At 72.8% G+C, this 17855-nt stretch carries 16 protein-coding genes and 1 pseudogene; 8 read left to right on the top strand and 9 right to left on the bottom strand.

What is annotated here, in order from left to right:
- Positions 1–58: 58 nt before the first annotated feature.
- Positions 59–544 carry a nuclear transport factor 2 family protein gene (locus OHB56_RS07495; protein WP_326751552.1) on the bottom strand — a complete coding sequence of 162 codons (486 nt, stop codon included), beginning with the start codon at positions 542–544 and terminating at the stop codon, positions 59–61.
- A 167-nt stretch (positions 545–711) separates the two neighbouring features.
- Between OHB56_RS07495 and OHB56_RS07490 the strand changes: the two genes are divergently transcribed.
- Entirely contained in the window at positions 712–1452 is a 741-nt protein-coding gene (locus OHB56_RS07490; protein ID WP_406352310.1) for an SDR family NAD(P)-dependent oxidoreductase, read from the top strand.
- A gap of 49 nt (positions 1453–1501) precedes the next feature.
- On the opposite strand, the gene OHB56_RS07485 is transcribed toward OHB56_RS07490, so the two are convergent.
- From OHB56_RS07485 to OHB56_RS07475, 3 genes are all read right to left on the bottom strand, one after another.
- Positions 1502–1681 (bottom strand): hypothetical protein, encoded by a 180-nt coding sequence (locus OHB56_RS07485; protein WP_406352308.1) that lies wholly within the window; start codon positions 1679–1681, stop codon positions 1502–1504.
- Between the two features lie 146 nt (positions 1682–1827).
- Positions 1828–2703 (bottom strand): undecaprenyl-diphosphate phosphatase, encoded by an 876-nt coding sequence (locus OHB56_RS07480; RefSeq protein WP_326751549.1) that lies wholly within the window; start codon positions 2701–2703, stop codon positions 1828–1830.
- Between the two features lie 163 nt (positions 2704–2866).
- On the bottom strand, positions 2867–3661 hold the full coding sequence (locus tag OHB56_RS07475; RefSeq protein WP_406352305.1) for a TVP38/TMEM64 family protein: 795 nt from the start codon (positions 3659–3661) through the stop codon (positions 2867–2869).
- A 463-nt stretch (positions 3662–4124) separates the two neighbouring features.
- Between OHB56_RS07475 and tuf the strand changes: the two genes are divergently transcribed.
- Entirely contained in the window at positions 4125–5294 is a 1170-nt protein-coding gene (tuf, locus tag OHB56_RS07470; protein ID WP_326751547.1) for an elongation factor Tu, read from the top strand.
- A gap of 312 nt (positions 5295–5606) precedes the next feature.
- Positions 5607–6452 carry a spermidine synthase gene (locus OHB56_RS07465; protein WP_388441459.1) on the top strand — a complete coding sequence of 282 codons (846 nt, stop codon included), beginning with the start codon at positions 5607–5609 and terminating at the stop codon, positions 6450–6452.
- Here OHB56_RS07465 and OHB56_RS07460 read toward each other — a convergent pair.
- Both OHB56_RS07460 and OHB56_RS07455 read right to left on the bottom strand, forming a co-directional pair.
- Positions 6414–7718 carry an MFS transporter gene (locus tag OHB56_RS07460; protein WP_406352303.1) on the bottom strand — a complete coding sequence of 435 codons (1305 nt, stop codon included), beginning with the start codon at positions 7716–7718 and terminating at the stop codon, positions 6414–6416. The genes OHB56_RS07465 and OHB56_RS07460 overlap by 39 nt on opposite strands.
- Positions 7719–7847: 129 nt before the next feature.
- Positions 7848–8873 (bottom strand): hypothetical protein, encoded by a 1026-nt coding sequence (locus OHB56_RS07455; protein ID WP_406352301.1) that lies wholly within the window; start codon positions 8871–8873, stop codon positions 7848–7850.
- Between the two features lie 283 nt (positions 8874–9156).
- On the opposite strand from OHB56_RS07455, the gene OHB56_RS07450 reads away from it, so the two are divergent.
- The gene (locus OHB56_RS07450) at positions 9157–9594 is read left to right on the top strand and encodes a DUF4442 domain-containing protein (RefSeq protein ID WP_055626543.1); all 438 of its coding nucleotides are present in this window, start codon (positions 9157–9159) and stop codon (positions 9592–9594) included.
- Positions 9595–9660: 66 nt separating this feature from the next.
- On the opposite strand, the gene OHB56_RS07445 is transcribed toward OHB56_RS07450, so the two are convergent.
- The gene (locus OHB56_RS07445; protein ID WP_326751543.1) at positions 9661–10125 is read right to left on the bottom strand and encodes a cyclic nucleotide-binding domain-containing protein; all 465 of its coding nucleotides are present in this window, start codon (positions 10123–10125) and stop codon (positions 9661–9663) included.
- 356 nt (positions 10126–10481) lie between these two features.
- Here OHB56_RS07445 and OHB56_RS07440 point away from each other — a divergent pair, with 356 nt between their 5' ends.
- On the top strand, positions 10482–11426 hold the full coding sequence (locus tag OHB56_RS07440; protein WP_326751542.1) for a universal stress protein: 945 nt from the start codon (positions 10482–10484) through the stop codon (positions 11424–11426).
- 264 nt (positions 11427–11690) lie between these two features.
- Positions 11691–14069 (top strand): annotated as a pseudogene (locus OHB56_RS07435) (phosphoketolase).
- Positions 14070–14338: 269 nt separating this feature from the next.
- On the opposite strand, the gene OHB56_RS07430 reads toward OHB56_RS07435, so the two are convergent.
- Entirely contained in the window at positions 14339–14872 is a 534-nt protein-coding gene (locus tag OHB56_RS07430; RefSeq protein WP_406352298.1) for a gamma carbonic anhydrase family protein, read from the bottom strand.
- Between the two features lie 108 nt (positions 14873–14980).
- Between OHB56_RS07430 and OHB56_RS07425 the strand changes: the two genes are divergently transcribed.
- Both OHB56_RS07425 and OHB56_RS07420 read left to right on the top strand, forming a co-directional pair.
- Entirely contained in the window at positions 14981–15802 is an 822-nt protein-coding gene (locus OHB56_RS07425; protein WP_406358962.1) for an acyltransferase, read from the top strand.
- Positions 15803–16081: 279 nt separating this feature from the next.
- Positions 16082–16639 carry a YbaK/EbsC family protein gene (locus tag OHB56_RS07420; protein WP_326751539.1) on the top strand — a complete coding sequence of 186 codons (558 nt, stop codon included), beginning with the start codon at positions 16082–16084 and terminating at the stop codon, positions 16637–16639.
- Positions 16640–16696: 57 nt separating this feature from the next.
- Here OHB56_RS07420 and OHB56_RS07415 read toward each other — a convergent pair whose 3' ends face one another.
- Positions 16697–17806, bottom strand: a complete 1110-nt coding sequence (locus OHB56_RS07415) for a cation diffusion facilitator family transporter (protein WP_406352296.1) — start codon at positions 17804–17806, stop codon at positions 16697–16699.
- Between the last annotated feature and the right edge of the window lie 49 nt (positions 17807–17855).

Genomic DNA, 17855 nt, shown 5'->3' with positions numbered 1-17855 from the left:
GCCCCGTGCGTGCCTCCAGTGTGCGCCCCGGACAAGATCCGGAACAGGGCGCGTCGGCTCAGTGGACCACGGGTGCCGCGGGCCGGGCGGGGAGGCGCCGCCACTTCTCGCACACGATCACCTCGTTCAACCGCCAGCCCTCGTCCGTGCGCAGCATCCCGAACGAGTACCGCCCCCCGCACACGAAATCCGGCACGGCCGGCCCGTCCCCGCCGGCGGCCGCGCCCATCGGGTTCACGTAGTCCGCCTGCACCCGGGCCGTGTCACCGGTGTCCTGTTCCCGGACTCCCCAGCGCACCCGCCGGTTCACGATCAGATGCTGCCGCACCGGAAACGCCCGCAGGCTCTCCGCGAGCCAGGCCGCCACCTTCCCGGCATCGCCCTCGATGCCGCCGGCCGAGCGGTAGTCGGCCCGTCCGTCCGACGTGAACAGTCCTCGGTACGTCTCCCAGTCCCCGTCGTCGACCGCCACCGCGTATTCGGTGACGACCTCGTCCACGGCCAGCCTGTCCCGCACGGTCGCAAGCTCCACACGCTGCGTCATCGGCTCAGTGTTGGCCATCGCAGGCCCGGAACCAAGAGCCCTGCGCAGTTATTCACCCGGCGTGGATGTCTGCTTCCCCCAGCCCGGCAGTGGGCACACGCCCGGCCGGGCGTGTGCCAGGCTGTGGATCTTCGGTTGTCGGGGCGGGCTGGTGTGCGGAGGTCGGTGTGAAGAGGCTTGTCACGGTGGTGACCGGTGGTGGCCGGGGGATCGGGGCCGCCGTCTGCCTGCGGCTCGCGGGGGAGGGGCATGACGTGGTGGTGGGGTACGTGCGGGACGCCTCGGCGGCGGAGCGGGTGGCGGAGGGGGTGCGTGCGGCCGGGGCACGGGCCGTCACCGTGCGGGGGGACACGTCCGACGAGGCGGATGTGGAGCGTCTGTTCGATGTGGCGGAGCGGGAACTGGGGCCGGTGACGGGTCTGGTGAACAACGCGGCGGTGACCGGGCCGCTGGGGCGGTTCACCGATGTCGACACCGCGACCCTGCACCGGGTCGTCGACGTCAACCTCATGGGGACACTGCTGTGCTCGCGCCGCGCCGCACAGCTCATGACGCCCCGGGGCGAGGGGACGATCGTGAACATCTCGTCGGGGGCCGCCACTCTCGGCAGTCCCGGCGAGTACGTCCACTACGCGGCCACCAAAGCCGCCGTCGACACCCTCACGGTGGGACTCGCCAAGGAACTCGGCCCGGTCGGCATCCGTGTCAACGCGGTCGCGCCGGGCGTGATCGACACGGAGATGCACGCCGCCATGGGCGCCCCCGACCGGGCCCGCCAGGCCGGCGCCGTGGTGCCGCTGCGCCGGCCTGGGCAGCCGGAGGAGATCGCCGCGGCCGTCGCCTGGCTGATGTCGCCGGACGCCTCGTACACGACGGGGGCGGTGCTGCGGGTGGCGGGCGGGCGCTGAGCGGGCGCCCGTCCCGAGGCGTGGACGGAGCCGGTGCGGCGGCGGGGGCTCAGGCCGCCTTGACGACCTGGCCGCGGATCGCCGCCGCCCACTCGACCACCAGGAGTTCGTACTCCGCGCGCTCCTGGGCCGACAGGGAACCGCCCGCGCGCAGCCACAGTGCTCGGATGTGCTCGTTGACCTCTGCGGCCGACCGCACGGAACCAGGGGGCATGCAATCGGGGGACATACCGAACAGCCTAGGGCCACGCACTGACAGTGCGCTACCGGACGGCTACCCGTCACCTATGGGTTCGGTCACGTCCCTGCGGACGGCCGGGTACGGACGCCGGGTCACGCATGTCAGGTCCTGGACGTCGGGTCCTGGACGTCGGGTCAGCTCGCCGACTCCGCCGCGTGCGGGCTGAGAACGCCCATGGTCACCAGGACGAGGATGACGATGCCGAGTGCGATGCGGTACCAGACGAACGGCATGAAGCTCTTGGTGGTGATGAACTTCATGAACCACGCGATCACCGCGTAGCCGACCACGAAGGCCACGACCGTCGCGAAGACGGTCGGACCCCAGGCGACGTGGCCGCCCTCGGTGGCGTCCTTCAGCTCGAAGAGGCCGGAGGCGAGGACGGCGGGAATCGCGAGCAGGAAGGAATAGCGGGCTGCTGCCTCGCGCCGGTACCCCATGAACAGGCCGCCACTGATGGTCGCGCCGGAGCGGGAGACACCCGGGATGAGCGCCAGGGCCTGGCAGAACCCGTAGATCAGGCCGTCCTTGACGGTCAGGTTGTCGAGCGACTTGAGCTGCTTCGGCGAGCGGTGCCGGCCGCCCTGCTCGTCCCGCGCCGCCAGCCGGTCGGCGACACCGAGGACGATGCCCATGCCGATCAGCATCGCCGCGGTGAGCCGCAGGTCGCGGAACGGCCCCTCGATCTGGTCCTTCAGCGTCAGGCCGAGGACTCCGATCGGGAGCGAGCCGACGATGACGAGCCAGCCCATCCGGGCGTCGGGGTCCCGGCGCAGCTCCTTGTTGGTGAGCGAGCGCGTCCAGGCCGACAGGATCCGCGCGATGTCCTTGCGGAAGTAGATCAGCACGGCGGCTTCCGTGCCGATCTGGGTGATCGCGGTGAAGGCCGCGCCCGGGTCCTCCCAGCCGGAGAAGGCCGCGGTCAGTCGCAGATGCGCGCTGGAGGAGACGGGGAGGAACTCGGTCAGCCCTTGGACGAGTCCGAGGATGAGAGATTCAAACCAAGACATGAGGCAGCGGTGTCCAAGTGCCGATCGTGGGAGGGGACGACGTGGGCACGCCGAAACGCCATGTGCGGTGATCGATGATCAGGCGTGCCGAGTCGGAAGGGTAGCGCCCCAAGATGAACGCCGGATGCCAGGGGCCGGGCCGGTCGTCGGCCCGGCCTCGGCCTCACCGCGCCCGCAACTGGTGCCGCTTGCGCCAGGCCACCACCGCGCCCACCACACCCGGCACGGTGATGCAGGCCAGCGCGATCAGGAAGGCCGGGGACGTCGGCGTGGAGGCGCGGGCACCGGCGACGACGTAGGCGGCGGTGTTCGGGATCGAACCGAGCCCCGTCGCCAGCAGGAACGGCAGCAGACCCATCCGGGAGACGGCGGCGCAGTAGTTCGACGCGGCGAACGGCACCCCCGGGAACAGCCGCGCCGCCAGCATCGAGCGGAATCCGTGCCGGCTCAGCTGGTGGTCCGCCGCCTTCAGCCAGCGCCCTCGCAGCAGCGGACGCAGCGCGTCCTGGCCGAGCGCCCGCCCGAGGCAGAACGCGAGCCCGGCACCGAGCACCGTGCCGCCCAGAGCGGCGCCGAGTCCCAACTGACTGCCGAACAACGCGCCCGCGGCGAGATTCAGGATCGGGCGTGGGACGAACGCCACCGTGCACACCCCGTAGGCCACCGCGTACGCAACGACCGCCGCGGCACCGCCGAGTTGCGACGGCAGGCCGTCGGTCAGCAGTCTCTGCGGCTCCAGGAGCAGCATGGCCGAGGCCGCGGAGACGAGCAGCACGACCAGCAGGGACAGGCGCGACCAGGGGGACAGCAGGACTCTGGCGCAGCGGGCGGCGAAACCCGTGGTGAGTGCCGTCGCGGGTGTCGCCGCGGGGACGAGGGCGGCGGTGGTGAGCTGTGCGGCGGAGGCCCGGGGAGAGGCCGTAGCGGTGCCCCCAGAGCGGTTGGTGGCATCGAGCATTCGGTGACACTAACCGACGAATGTGACCGGCCGCCGTAGTGTGCGTCTCAGACGTGCCACAGCGGCCGGAACCCCCAGGGCGCGACACGCCGTGTGTGAGGGCCCGACCGGGTACCGCGGAAAACCATTCGACGCCGGGCGCCGCGCCCGCCAGGATCGACGACATGTTCCGGCCCGCAGCCTTCCTCCTCGCAGCATCCGCCACCGCGGATGCCCCGAAGGCTGCCGTCCGTGTCCTCGCAGTTCTCGCAGCCGCAGCCGCAGCCGCAGCCGCTGTTGCTGTCGCTTCCGCAGCCGCAGTCGCTGTCGACGGCGCCCGAAGCTGACCCTCCCCGGATCGTCCGGCGGACCCCCCAGGGGGAGGGTCGGCGGGTTTCCCGGGGTCCCCGTCCCGGCCGCGCGCCCATCCGGCCGCGCCGGGGCCGAGCACGCGTCCTCACCGAGAGAACTTCGAGGTACCGCCATGTCCAAGACGGCGTACGTCCGCACCAAACCGCATCTGAACATCGGCACGATGGGCCATGTCGACCACGGCAAGACCACCCTGACCGCCGCCATCACCAAGGTCCTCGCCGAGCGCGGATCCGCCGGCTTCGTGCCGTTCGACCGCATCGACCGGGCGCCCGAGGAGGCGGCGCGCGGCATCACCATCAACATCGCGCACGTCGAGTACGAGACCGACACCCGGCACTACGCACACGTCGACATGCCCGGCCACGCCGACTACGTCAAGAACATGGTCACCGGCGCCGCGCAGCTCGACGGGGCGATCCTCGTGGTCTCCGCGCTCGACGGGATCATGCCGCAGACCGCCGAACACGTGCTGCTCGCCCGGCAGGTGGGCGTCGACCACATCGTCGTCGCCCTCAACAAGGCCGACGCGGGCGACGAGGAGCTGACCGACCTGGTCGAGCTGGAGATCCGCGAGCTGCTCTCCGCGCACGGCTACGGCGGCGACTCCGCGCCCGTCGTACGGGTCTCCGGGCTGAAGGCGCTGGAGGGCGACCCACGCTGGAAGGCGTCGATCGATGCGCTGCTCGACGCGGTGGACACCTATGTGCCCCTGCCCGAGCGGTACGTGGACGCGCCGTTCCTGCTGCCGGTGGAGAACGTGCTCACCATCACCGGCCGGGGCACTGTGGTCACCGGCGCGGTGGAGCGCGGCACGGTCCGTCCCGGCGACCGCGTCGAGGTGCCCGGTGCCGGGGTGGAGTCGGTGGTGACCGGCCTGGAGACCTTCGGCAAGCCGATGCAGGAGGCGCAGGCCGGGGACAACGTGGCGCTCCTGCTGCGCGGGGTGCCGCGGGACGCGGTGCGACGCGGGCACGTGGTGGCCGCGCCGGGCAGTGTGGTGCCGAGCCGGAGTTTCACGGCGCGGGTGTACGTGCTGTCGGCCCGCGAGGGCGGCCGTACGACTCCGGTGACGACCGGCTACCGGCCGCAGTTCTACCTCCGCACCGCGGACGTCGTCGGTGACGTCGACCTCGGGGAGGCGGCGGTCGCGCGGCCCGGCGACACGGTCACGGTGACCGTGGAGCTGGGGCGCGCGATGCCGCTCGAGCCGGGGCTCGGCTTCGCGATCCGCGAGGGCGGACGGACCGTCGGGGCCGGCACGGTGACGGCGGTCGGCTGAGCGCACGCGGGTGCCCCCCCCCGGAAATAGGGTGGGCACCCGCGGGCGCAGCCGGACAACCGCACGACGACGGCACAATGGGACGTTGAATGGGACGTTGAACCCTCCCCCGGCCGAAGCAGGGGGATTCCTGGCTCAAGCCGCTCGTTCGCTCAGCGAGCGAACGAGTCCGACGCTCTCAGCACCAGCCGGGACGAAACCCGCCCGGTTGCCCTTCAGGACAAAGGAGTTGCGCGTGCTCGGCTCTCGCGACGCACGACAATCAGCCTACCCGGCCATAGGGGCGATTCTGTGCTTTTGGGTTGATTTCCGGTGAGCGAGTCCCTCCCTGTGACCCGCGCCGTCGGTCACGGCACCGCGAAGCTGATGCCCGACGTCGACCGGGAGCGGGCATGGCTGCTGACGGTCGACGGGGCACCGCAGTCGTACGTCGACCTGGACGAGCCGGCCCATCTGGAGTTCGAGTACATCCGACGGCTCGGGCACGTGCTGGACACCCTCGCCGAGCCGGGGCACCCGCTGGACGCGCTGCACCTCGGCGGCGGCGCGCTCACCCTGCCCCGCTACCTGGCCGCGACCCGCCCCGGCTCCCGACAGGATGTCGTCGAGTTCGACCGGGAACTGCTGGACCTGGTCGCCGAGCAGCTGCCGCTGCCGAAGGGGGCGGACGTCACGCTGCACGCGGCGGACGCCCGCGCCTGGCTGGAGGCCGCCCCCGACGCCTCTGCGGACGTCCTGGTCGCCGACGTCTTCGGCGGCTCACGCGTCCCGGCGCACCTGACCTCCGTCGCCTACGCCCGTGAGGCCGCCCGGGTCCTGCGGGCCGACGGCGTCTACCTCGGCAACCTCGCCGACGCGGCCCCCTTCGCCTTCCTGCGCTCCCAGCTGGCCACCCTGGGTACGGTGTTCGAGGAGCTGGTGCTGATCGCCGAGCCGGGAGTGCTGCGCGGGCGCCGTTTCGGCAACGCCGTCCTCGCCGCCGCGCACCGTCCTCTCGACATCGCGGCCCTGGCCCGGCGCACCGCCGCCGACGTCTTCCCCGCCCGCGTCGAGCACGGTGCGGCCCTGCGGGACTTCACCGGCGGGGCGCGGCCGGTGCGGGACGCGGACGCCGTACCGTCACCCGAGCCCCCCGACGGGACGTTCGGCATCGGCTGAGCCCTTGTCGCCGGCGTCCGGGGCCGCCCCGGTGACGGGCACCGTCCGACGTTGCAGATTGCGTACGTCCGGCACGCACAGCACCGCCGCCGTGACCACGACGACCAGCGCGGCGCAGCCCCACAGCGCCTCCGTGCGCCCGAACACGGTCTCCGCGGGGCCCGCCAGTGCCATCGTGGCCGGCACCAGGGCGAGGGACCCGAACCAGTCGTAGGCCGACACCCGGGACAGCTTCTCCTCCGGGATCTCCTGGTGAAGCGCCGTCATCCAGGAGACCCCGAACACCTCCACGGTCAGCCCGGTCACGCACATCACCGCGCACAGGACCGCCACCGGTACCGGCACGGCGAGCGCGGCGGACGGCAGGGCCAGCGGAAACACGCACAGGGTGCCGACGAACAGCAGACGGCGCGGTTTCCAGCGGGTCATCAGCAGTGCGCCCAGCACCGTGCCCGCGCCGAAGAAGGCGAGGGCCAGACCCCAGGGCGCCGCACCGCCCAGATGGTCCCGGGCGACGAGCGGACCGTAGACCGCGTCGGCCGCGCCGACCACGGCGTTGGCGATGGAGAACTGGATGACGATGCCCCACAGCCAGGGCCGGCCGGAGAACTCCCGCCAGCCGTCGCGGAGGTCGGAGAGCAGACCGCCGCCCGGGGCGCGCGGCGGTATGTGCTTCATGTCGAGGAAGGCCCGCAGCGCCGCCGCGACCGCGAAGGCCGCCGCGTCCGCCGCGAGGACCCAGCCCGGCCCCATCGCCGCGATCATGAGGCCGCCGAGGGCGGCGCCGCCGAGTGTCGAGCCCTGCATCGCCATCCGGAACACCGCGAACGCCCGGCCGGCCTGCTCGCCCTCGACCGAGGAGAGCAGCATGCCCTCGGCGGCCGGCCCGAAGAACGCCTGGCCGACGCCGCCGAGCGCGCTGAGCAGCATCATCTGCCACAGCTGGGCCTCGCCTGCCAGGACCAGCGCCGCGAACGCGGCCTGCGAGACACAGTTGAGGACATTGGCCGCGACCATCACACGGTGACGCGGCAGCCGGTCCGCGACGGCGCCGCCGATCAGCAGGAACAGCACCAACGGCAGGGTGCGGGCGGCGGCCACCAGGCCCACGTCGCCGCCGTCACCGCCCGCGCCCAGCACCGCGAACGCGGAGGCGATCAGCGCGCCGTGACTGCCCAGGCTCGTCACCACGGCGGACGCGGTCAGCAGGGTGTAGTTGCGGCCCGCCCAGGCGGGACGACGTGAGGAGGAGAAGGTGGTCGGCACCTCGTGACTATCGCCGGGGCGGGGCCGACTTGCCAAATGTGCCGCCCCATGCCCCGAGGGCTCCTCCGGCCGCTTCCCTCCGCCCAGGGGTGGAAGCGGCCGGAGGAGCCCCCGGCTCTCTCCTGCCTGCTAAGACTCGGTCGGTGCTTCCTCGGTGAGGCGTACCGTGCTGAGGATCTTCTGCACGGTCTCCTCCGGGATCTCGTCCTTGACGCCCTTGGCGCCGTACAGGTTCCAGGTGACGAAGTCCCCGGCACCGTTCTTGAACCCGAAGGTGATCGCCTTGCCCTCGCTGTCGCACTTGCCGTTCTGGGGCGTGTTCTCCGAGTACGACGTGGCGACGCTGCCCTTGATGCCCGAGGCGGTCGTGTACGCCTTCGGCTTCTCGGTCTTCACGCTCTTCTTGTCGGGCTGCGTGTAACCGCCGTAGATCCACCACGGCACACGGGTCTCCGCGGCCTGGTCCGTGGTCTTGGCGCCGTTCTCACCCCGGGTGCCGGCGGTGACGAGGGCGGTGTCGTTCTCGCGGCCGTCCTTGTCGTCGTCGCTCGTGCACCACTTGGACTTCAGGTAGGCGGGGGCGGTGACGGTGGTGCGGTCCAGCTCACCGTCCTTCTCCTCCCATTCGAAGCCCACGCTGGTGCCGGGATTCTCGATCTCCCAGTCGGCGGGGACGTCGAACTTGGTGCCGAAGCGCGTGTTCGTGACGACCTGCCAGCCCGGAACCGTCGCCTTCTCGGCGTCACCGCCCCGCGGATTGTCGCCGGAGCCGGAGCCGGAGCCGGAGCCGGAGGCGCTCGGCTCGGTGGAGGGCTTCTCGGGCGCGCTCACGGACGGCTTCGCGTCCTTCTTGTCGGCGGTGTCGTCCTTGTCGCCGCCCAGCACCAGGAAGCCGGTGACACCGGCGGTCACGACCACGGCCGCCGCGGCCACGACGGCCACGATCTTCGTCTGTTTCCCGCCGCCCCCGCCCTGCGGCGGCTGGGGTATGCCCACGGTGTCCGGCGTCCCCCACTGCGGCTGCTGCGTGTATGGGTTCGGCTGCTGGACGCCGGGCTGCTGGTACGGATTCGGCTGTTGGTACCCCGGCTGCTGGTACGGGTTGTTCGACTGCGGGTTCTGCTCGCCCCCGGGCGGCTGGTTTCCTGGCCACATGGTGAGTCACCCTAGCCCGGGCAGTGACACGATTCGGTCACTGCCCGTTGACAGGGACGTAGCAACCCGGAGCCGGAAGCGGTCCGGAGACAACCCGGAACGACCGCGCCGCGTCGGGCCCCCGGACGGCCGCGCCTCCCTCGCCGCTCTGTGCCGGTCCGGTTTCGGCCGCACGGTACGGGGAGCGGCGCGAGGGCGCGCCGGCGCATGGTCGGTCGCCTGCTTCGATCCCTGGCCAGAGGCGTCTACTCGTGAGTAACATGCAGTCATGAGCCACGATCGGATGACCATCGGCGAGATGCTCGCCGCCACGGTGCCCATGGCCCGGACCCTCAACCTCGAGTTCCTGGAGACCACTGCGGAACGGGCCGTGGTGTCCCTGCCGGACCAGGGCGACTATCACAACCACGTGGGCGGCCCGCACGCCGGCGCGATGTTCACCCTGGGGGAGTCGGCGAGCGGCGCCGTCGTGCTCGCCGCGTTCGGGGAGCAGCTCGCACGGGCCGTGCCGCTCGCGGTCCGCGCCGAGATCGCCTACCGGAAACTGGCGATGGGCCCCGTCACCGCCACCGCGACCCTGGGCCGTCCGGCCGCCGAGGTCGTGGCCGAGCTGGACGAGGGCCGGCGTCCCGAGTTCCCGGTGTCGATCGAGATCCGGCGCGAGGACGGCGCCGTGACCGGCGAGATGACGGTCGTCTGGACCTTGCGACCGGGCGGCTGACACCTGCCCGCGGTGGCCCGCCGCACCGGGACCCGGGTCCCGGGCTCCGGGTCCCGGGTGTCCGCTTCAAACGCCGCTGCCCGCCCCGTAGGGCCCGTACAGGTCCAGCAGCCGGATCCGGGCGGAGTGCAGCCGGTGGGCGACCACACGGCCCACCCACCGGGCGAGGTCCTGTCCGAGGACCGGTTCGTCCTCGCACAGGGCGCGGACCGCGGCGGCGTCGAACTCGTAGGCCCGTACCGGGGTCGCCGCCTCGGCGCCCAGATGCCAGACGTGCGGGCTGTACAGCCAGGACCAGCCGACGAGTTCGTTGTGCCCGAGACGCTCGATGACGGCGGCCCGGCGGCCGGGGACGTGCATGTCGAGCTCGACGGTGCCGGTACGGAGGACCCAGAACCGGTCCGCGTGTCCCCCCTCCTCGAACAGCCGAATCCCTTGTGGGAAGGACACCTCCCGGGCGGTCTCCAGGAGCTTCGCCCGATGTTCGGCGAGCAGGGCGTGCGGCATGCTGGGGGACGGGGGAGCGAACATTGCGGGCCTCCCTCACGGGACGGGTGGACTGCCGACACGGTGTGCCGGGTGGGTCGATGCGGTTCCAGCCTCCTGCGGAACCCCGGCCGGGGCCATGGGCCGTACGGCCCTGATCGAGGGCATCCGTCCCCCTTCCCGCTTCCCGGTGGCGCCGGTGCGCTCGGGCCGGGGCGGGCCCGTCGGCACCCGGACTCGACTCCGTACCCCGGACGGGATCTTCGGCCCGGTGGGGACCTGTGGCCCATGCCGGCCGGCCGCCCGGACCGCCGATACTGAAGGGGTTCGCCGCGACAGCGGTTCCGACAGCGGATCCGGCCGTGGATTTGACGGCGGTTCCGACAGCAGGAGGTACACGCATGCCCCGCACCATTATCATCGGCCTCGACGATTCCGCCGAGAGCCGGGCCGCGGCCGAGTGGGCGGCCCGCGAGGCGAAGCTGCGCGGCCTGCCGCTCCGGCTGATAGAGGTCCGGGAGCCCCTCCCGGAGCCGGTCGCCCGGGCACCGTTCCTCGGCGCGGAGACCGGTCGGCAGCGGAACGGGAGCGGCGCGGCGGGGGCGTCTTCGGCCGACGGCCGGGGGACGACGACGGAGGAGGCCGCGGCCGGGCTGCGGCTGCGCCACCCCGGGGTCGAGGTCACCGCGGAACAGGTCACCGGCCGGCCCCACGAGGTGTTGGCCAAGGCCGCGGAGGACGCCGAACTGATCGTGCTGGGTTCTCGCGGACTGAGCGGCTTCGCCGGATTCCTGGTCGGCTCCGTCGGCCTCGCCGTCGTGGCCCGTGCCGAGCGGCCCGTCGTCCTGGTCCGCGCCGGCGAACAGGCCGCCGACGAACACGAGCCGGACCCCACGGGCATCCCGTCCGCCGCCACCCGCTACCGGCCGGTCCTGCTCGGCGTGGACGTCGACCGGCCCGACGACGCGGTGATCCGCTTCGCGTTCGCCGAGGCCGCCCGGCGGGGGACCGGACTGCGCGTCCTGCACGGCTGGAACCTGCCGCCCTACTACGTCCACGGACTGCCGGCCGACCCGGAGGTGTACCGGGCGGTCGCCGACCAGCAGGCCGCGACGCTCGCGAAGACGCTCAGTCCCTGGCGGGCGGAGTTCGAGGACGTCGACGTCGTGGAGGAGTCCTTCGGCGGCAGCCCGTCCATCCGTCTCATCGAGGCGTCCCGGGAGGCCTCGCTCGTCGTGGTCGGGCGGCGCGTCCGCCGCAACCCGTTCGGCATCCGCATCGGACCGATCGCCCACGCCGTGCTGCACCACTCCGCGGCCCCGGTCGCGGTCGTCGCACACGACTGATCCGGTCATCCGCGGGAGGAGCACGGGACGGGGGGAGAGGGCGGGGCGCCCCGTGCTCCGATTGCGCCATCTGCCGTCGTCCGGCCTCACGGGGGAACGGGGCGGGCGGAAACTGGTACCCCCGTCCCTGACACCGACACCGTCCCCGATCCCGTGCGAGCCCCCACTCTTTGCCGCCCCCCGCTTCCCACCGCCGCTCGTCCCGCACGCCGGATCGCCTCGATCACCCGGATCACCCCCCGTCGATCACCCACGGAGCCAGCCATGCCCGAGGACCAGGACACCCGGACCGCACTGACCGACGAGGAGCTGCGCACGCTGGACGCCCACTGGCGGGCCGCCAACTACCTGGCGGCGGGGCAGATCTACCTGCTGGCGAACCCGCTGCTCACCGAGCCCCTCAAGCCCGAGCACATCAAGCCGAGACTGCTCGGGCACTGGGGCACCTCACCCGGGCTGAACCTGGTGTACACCCACCTGAACCGGGTGATCGGCGCACGCGGGCTGGACACGCTCTGCGTCTGGGGGCCCGGCCACGGCGGCCCCTCCGTGCTGGCCAACTCCTGGCTGGAGGGCAGCTACGGCGAGAAGTACCCGGACGTCGGCCGGGACGCCCCGGGCATGGCGCGGCTGTTCCGGCAGTTCTCCTTCCCCGGAGGCGTCCCCAGCCACGTCGCCCCGGAGGTCCCGGGCTCGATCCACGAGGGCGGCGAACTGGGCTACTCCCTCGCCCACGCCTACGGCGCCGCCCTCGACCACCCCGGCCTGCTGGTGGCCTGCGTGATCGGCGACGGTGAGGCCGAGACCGGGCCGCTGGCCGCGTCGTGGCACTCCAACAAGTTCCTCGACCCGGTGCACGACGGTGCCGTCCTGCCGATCCTGCACCTCAACGGCTATAAGATCGCCAACCCGACCGTCCTGTCCCGTCTCCCCGAGGCCGAGCTCGACTCGCTGCTGCGCGGCTACGGGCACGAGCCGATCCACGTGACGGGCGACGACCCCGCCACCGTCCACCGGGCGATGGCCCGTGCCATGGACACCGCCCTGGACCGCATCGCGGCGGCGCAGCGCGCCGCCCGCGAGGACGGCGCGACCGAACGGGTGTCCTGGCCGGTGATCGTGCTGCGCACCCCGAAGGGCTGGACCGGTCCGGCCGAGGTGGACGGCGTACCCGTGGAGAACACCTGGCGCTCCCACCAGGTGCCGCTGCCGGGCGTCCGGGAGAATCCGGAGCACCTGCACCAGTTGGAGGCATGGCTGCGGTCGTACCGGCCCGAGGAGCTCTTCGACGCCGAGGGCCGGCCCGTCGCGGACGTCCTCGCCTGTGTGCCCGAAGGCGCCCGCAGGCTCGGTGCCACCCCGTACGCCAACGGCGGGCTGCTCGTCCGCGAACTGCCGATGCCGGACCTCGACGGCTTCGCCGTCCCCGTCGACAAGCCCGGCGCCACCCTCCACGAACCCACCCGCGTCCTCGGCGACCTCCTGAAACAGGTCATGGAGGACACCGCCGGCCGGCGGGACTTCCGGCTCGTCGGCCCCGACGAGACGGCGTCCAACCGGCTGCAGGCCGTCTACGACGCCAGCGGCAAGGCGTGGCAGGCCGGCACCCTCGACGTCGACGAGCACCTCGACCCGCACGGCCGGGTGATGGAGATCCTCTCCGAACACCTCTGCCAGGGCTGGCTCGAGGGCTATCTGCTCACCGGACGGCACGGCCTGTTCTCCTGCTACGAGGCGTTCGTGCACATCGTCGACTCGATGGTCAACCAGCACATCAAGTGGCTGAAGACCTCCCGCGAACTGCCCTGGCGCGCCCCCATCGCCTCCCTCAACTACCTGCTCACCTCGCACGTGTGGCGCCAGGACCACAACGGCTTCTCCCACCAGGACCCCGGCTTCGTCGACCACGTGCTCAACAAGAGCCCCGAGGTCGTCCGGGTCTACCTGCCGCCGGACGCCAACACCCTGCTGTCGGTCGCGGACCACGTGCTGCGCAGCCGCGACTACGTCAACGTCGTCGTGGCCGGCAAGTAGCCCTGCTTCGACTGGCTGTCCATGGACGCGGCCCGCGTCCACTGCGCGCGCGGCGCCGGGATCTGGGAATGGGCCGGCACCGAGAACGGCGGCGCGCCCGACGTGGTGCTGGGCTGCGCGGGGGACGTGCCCACCCAGGAGGTGCTGGCCGCGGCACAGCTGCTGCGCCGTCACCTTCCGGACCTGGCGGTCCGCGTCGTCAACGTCGTCGACCTCACCCGGCTGCTGCCCCGCGGGGAACACCCCCACGGCATGACCGACTTCGAGTACGACGGCCTGTTCACCACCGACAAGCCGGTCATCTTCGCCTACCACGGATACCCGTGGCTGATCCACCGCCTCGCCTACCGGCGCACCGGGCACGAGAACCTGCACGTCCGCGGATACAAGGAGTCCGGCACGACCACCACGCCGTTCGACATGGTGGTCCGCAACGACCTCGACCGCTACCGGCTGGTCATGGACGTCATCGACCGCGTCCCGGGCCTCGCGGTCCGAGCCGCCGCCGTACGCCAGCGGATGGCCGACGCCCGCACCCGGCACCACGACTGGATCCGCGCCCACGGCACCGACCTGCCCGAGGTCGCCGAGTGGAGCTGGAACGCCTGAGCGCCCCGGCCCGCCCACCGCTGTCCCAGGCAGGACCTAAGAGCCCCGAACACAAGGGGAGTCCGATCGGCTCGCGGCGTCATGGGGGTCCCCCCTGCTCGAACGGAGCCGAGAGCTTGGGGGAGCGTGCGATCGCAAGGCGCCGGAAGGTCCTCGATGGGGGTCCCCCCGCTTGAGCGGAGCCGAGAGTGGGGGAGGAGCTACCAGGGCCTTTGGGTAACGCGGCGAGCGTGCGTGCCGGACGCCGCGAGCCCCTTGCGTTCGGGGCTCTAAGGCGCACCGTGCACACCGCGGTGCGTCTTCGCCAGCTCCGCGTACATCGTCCCGTTGAGCGTCAGCCCCGCGCGCTCCTCCTCGGTCAGCTCCCGCCGGACCTTCGCCGGGACCCCCGCGACCAGCGAGCCCGGCGGCACCTCCATGCCCTGCGGCACCAGCGCCTGCGCGGCCACCAGGGAACCGGCGCCGATCACCGCGCCGTTGAGCACCGTGGCCCCCATGCCGATCAGGCAGTCGTCCCCGACCGTCGCCCCGTGCACCACGGCGTTGTGCCCGACGGAGACCCGCTCGCCGACCGTGACGGGGAAACCCGGGTCGGCGTGCAGGGTGCAGTTGTCCTGGACGTTGCTGCTCGCGCCGACCGAGATCGCCTCCACGTCACCGCGCAGGACCGCGCCGTACCAGACGCTCGCGCCCGCCCCCAGCTTCACGTCACCGATCACCGCGGCCGTGGGTGCCACGAAGGCGGTCGTGTCCACCTGCGGGTGCCTGTCGCCGATGCCGGTGATCAGCGCCTCGTGCGTCATCGTCGCCTCCTGGTCGGGTGATGACAGGCACCGTACGCCAGAGCGGTGGGGTGAAGATCACAGGGTGCGCGATGCGTGGGTGCCACGCCCGGCGACTACGGTGAGCGGGTGCCGAAAAGCAGGAACACGTTCTCGTCCTGGTCGCACCGCCTCGCGCAGCGCGCGGTCCACGCGGGCTGGGCCTGGGTGCAGCGCACGGGCTCGGTGACCGCCGAGCGTCCCGGTCGCCTCCGCTTCGGCGCGATGGGTACGGGTACCAGGCTCGCCTTCCCGCTCGGCACCGTCTTCGGCGAGCCCTGGATCCATCTCGGTGCCCACTGCATCATCGGCGAACAGGTCACCCTGACCGCCGGTCTGATGCCCGGCCTCGAGCTGGGTCCCCACCCGATCCTCCGCCTCGGCGACGGCGTCGTCCTGGGCCGGGGCAGCCATGTCATCGCCGACACCACCGTCACGATCGGCAGCGACTGCTACTTCGGGCCGTACGTCTACATCACGTCCACCAATCACTCCTACGACGATCCGCACGAGCCCATCGGCAAGCAGTGGCCGCGCATGGACCCGGTGGAGATCGGTCCCGGCTGCTGGATCGGCACCGGGGCGGTGATCCTCCCGGGTGCGCGGATCGGGCGGAACGTGGTGGTGGCCGCGGGCGCGGTGGTACGGGGCACGGTTCCCGACCACGCCGTGGTCGCGGGCGCCCCGGCCCGGGTCGTACGCCGCTGGACTCCCGACGAGGGGTGGCAGCCGCCGCTGCGCACGCCGGCGCCGGTGCCGATTCCGGAGGGCGTCACACCGGAGCAGTTGCGGGCGCTGTCGGCGCTGGACGAGGAGGCCGTGGCCCGGCTCGCCGAGCTGGACGAGGAAGGCCCGCACCGGCCGGCCGGGGACGGCGCGAACCGGCTGGTCGAGCTGGAGCCCGGGAGCTGAGGCCCGGTCCGTGGCGCAGTCCGGTGAACGGCGGCGCAGTCCGGTGGACGATCGGGTGCGCCGCACCGCAGCCGGCCCCCGCTGGGCCACGAGCGGGGACCGAAGGTCCGTACCGTCCTCCCCGACCAGGTCGTACGCCTCTGGCACACCGAGGCCGGCGCCTCGCACGGCTACAGCGACCACGGTGGCGAACCGACGGAGACGATCACGACGGTCCCGGTCCCGCCCACGCGCCGAGACCCCCGCCGACAGCCGCCGCACGGCTGTTACCGTGCCGCCATGCGCGCACCCATCGGCACCTTCGACCACGCCACCCCCGCTCCCGACCGCCTCGACGACCTCACCGCGCCGGTCGCCGCGGCCGTCCGCGCCTGGAGCGGCAGCGTCCCCGCCGAGCAGATCCTCTACGTCGACACGGACCCGCGCTGGGCCGACACCGCCGTCTTCGTCGAGCACTACGGCCGGGACCTCATCGAGCGCTCGGCGAACTGCGTGGTCGTGGCCGGCAAGCGGGGTGGCGAGACCGCCCTTGCCGCCTGCGTCGTCCTGTCCACCACCCGGGCCGACGTCAACGGTCTCGTGCGCCGCCGACTCGCGGCCCGTAAGGCGTCGTTCGCCCCGATGGACACGGCGACGGGGGAGACCGGCATGGAGTACGGCGGCATCACCCCGATCGGACTCCCCGAGAACTGGCCGGTACTCGTGGACGCGGCCGTCGTCGACCTGCCGTACGTGCTCGTCGGCAGCGGGCGCCGGCAGGGCAAGCTCCTGGTACCGGGCAAGGCCTTCGCCGAACTGCCCGGCGCGGTCGTGCTGGAGGGGCTGGGAGTGGCCTGATCCCCGGGTGCTCCCGGAGATCGCGCCGGGCCGGCCGAGTCGCACCGGCCGTACCGGTCATGCCGCCGCGTGGTGGGCCAGGAGCAGGTGCGGGTCGTGCTCACCCGGGGCGGGTTCCGGGTCGGCGTGGACCAGGGCCGCGGTCAGCCGGGGTACGGCGTGCAGCAGGGCGTGCTCGGCGTCGACCGCGATGCGGTGGGCCTCCCGCACGGTCGCCCCGCCGTCCACCACGACCGCCACCTCGGCCCGCAGCCGGTGTCCGATCCAGCGCAGCCGCAGCTCACCCACCCCGCGCACACCGGGAACCTGCCGCAACGCCTGCTCGGCCCGGTCCACGAGCGCCGGGTCGACGGCGTCCATCAGCCGCCGGAACACCTCCCGCGCCGCGTCCCGCAGCACCAGGACGATCGCCGTGGTGATCGCCAGTCCCACGATCGGGTCGGCGAGCTGCCACCCCAGGGCCGCCCCGCCCGCGCCCAGCAGGACGGCGAGTGAGGTGAAACCGTCCGTCCGGGCGTGCAGCCCGTCGGCGACCAGTGCGGCCGAGCCGATGGCCCGGCCGACCCGGATGCGGTAGCGGGCCACCCACTCGTTGCCCGCGAACCCGACGAGTGCGGCGACGGCCACCACCGGCGCGTGGTTCATCGGGCGAGGGTCGAGGAGCCGGTCCACCGCCGTCCAGCCCGCGAAGGCCGCGGAGGCGGCGATCGTCAGCACGATCACGATGCCCGCCAGGTCCTCGGCCCGGCCGTAGCCGTAGGTGAAGCGGCGGGTGGCGGCCCGCCGGCCCAGCACGAAGGCGATCCCGAGCGGTACGGCGGTCAGCGCGTCCGCGGCGTTGTGCACCGTGTCGCCGAGCAGCGCGACCGAGCCCGAGACGGCCACCACGGCCGCCTGCGCCAGAGCCGTCGCGCCGAGCACCGCCAGCGAGACCCACAGCGCCCGCAGGCCGCGGGCCGAGGACTCGAGGGCGGAGTCGAGCTTCTCCGCGGTCTCGTGGGAGTGCGGGGTGAGCAGATGGCGGAGACGGCGGCCGGGCAGGAGACGGCCGTGGTGGCGTGGGGACGCGCCGGGGTGCTGGTGGGGGTGCCCCTGCGGCTGCTCGTGGCTGTGGCTGTGCCGATGTCCGGGCTTCCGGTCCTGGCCGTGTTCGTGCCGGTCGCTCACGTGGATCCCCTTCCGGTGCGCGAGGTGGACGTGCCGCCGCCCACGGGGC

The sequence above is a fragment of the Streptomyces sp. NBC_01635 genome (assembly GCF_045209715.1).
GTDB lineage: Bacteria > Actinomycetota > Actinomycetes > Streptomycetales > Streptomycetaceae > Streptomyces > Streptomyces hirsutus.
Note: the sequence above shows the minus strand (reverse complement) of the source record. Positions and strands in the feature narration are given on the sequence as shown.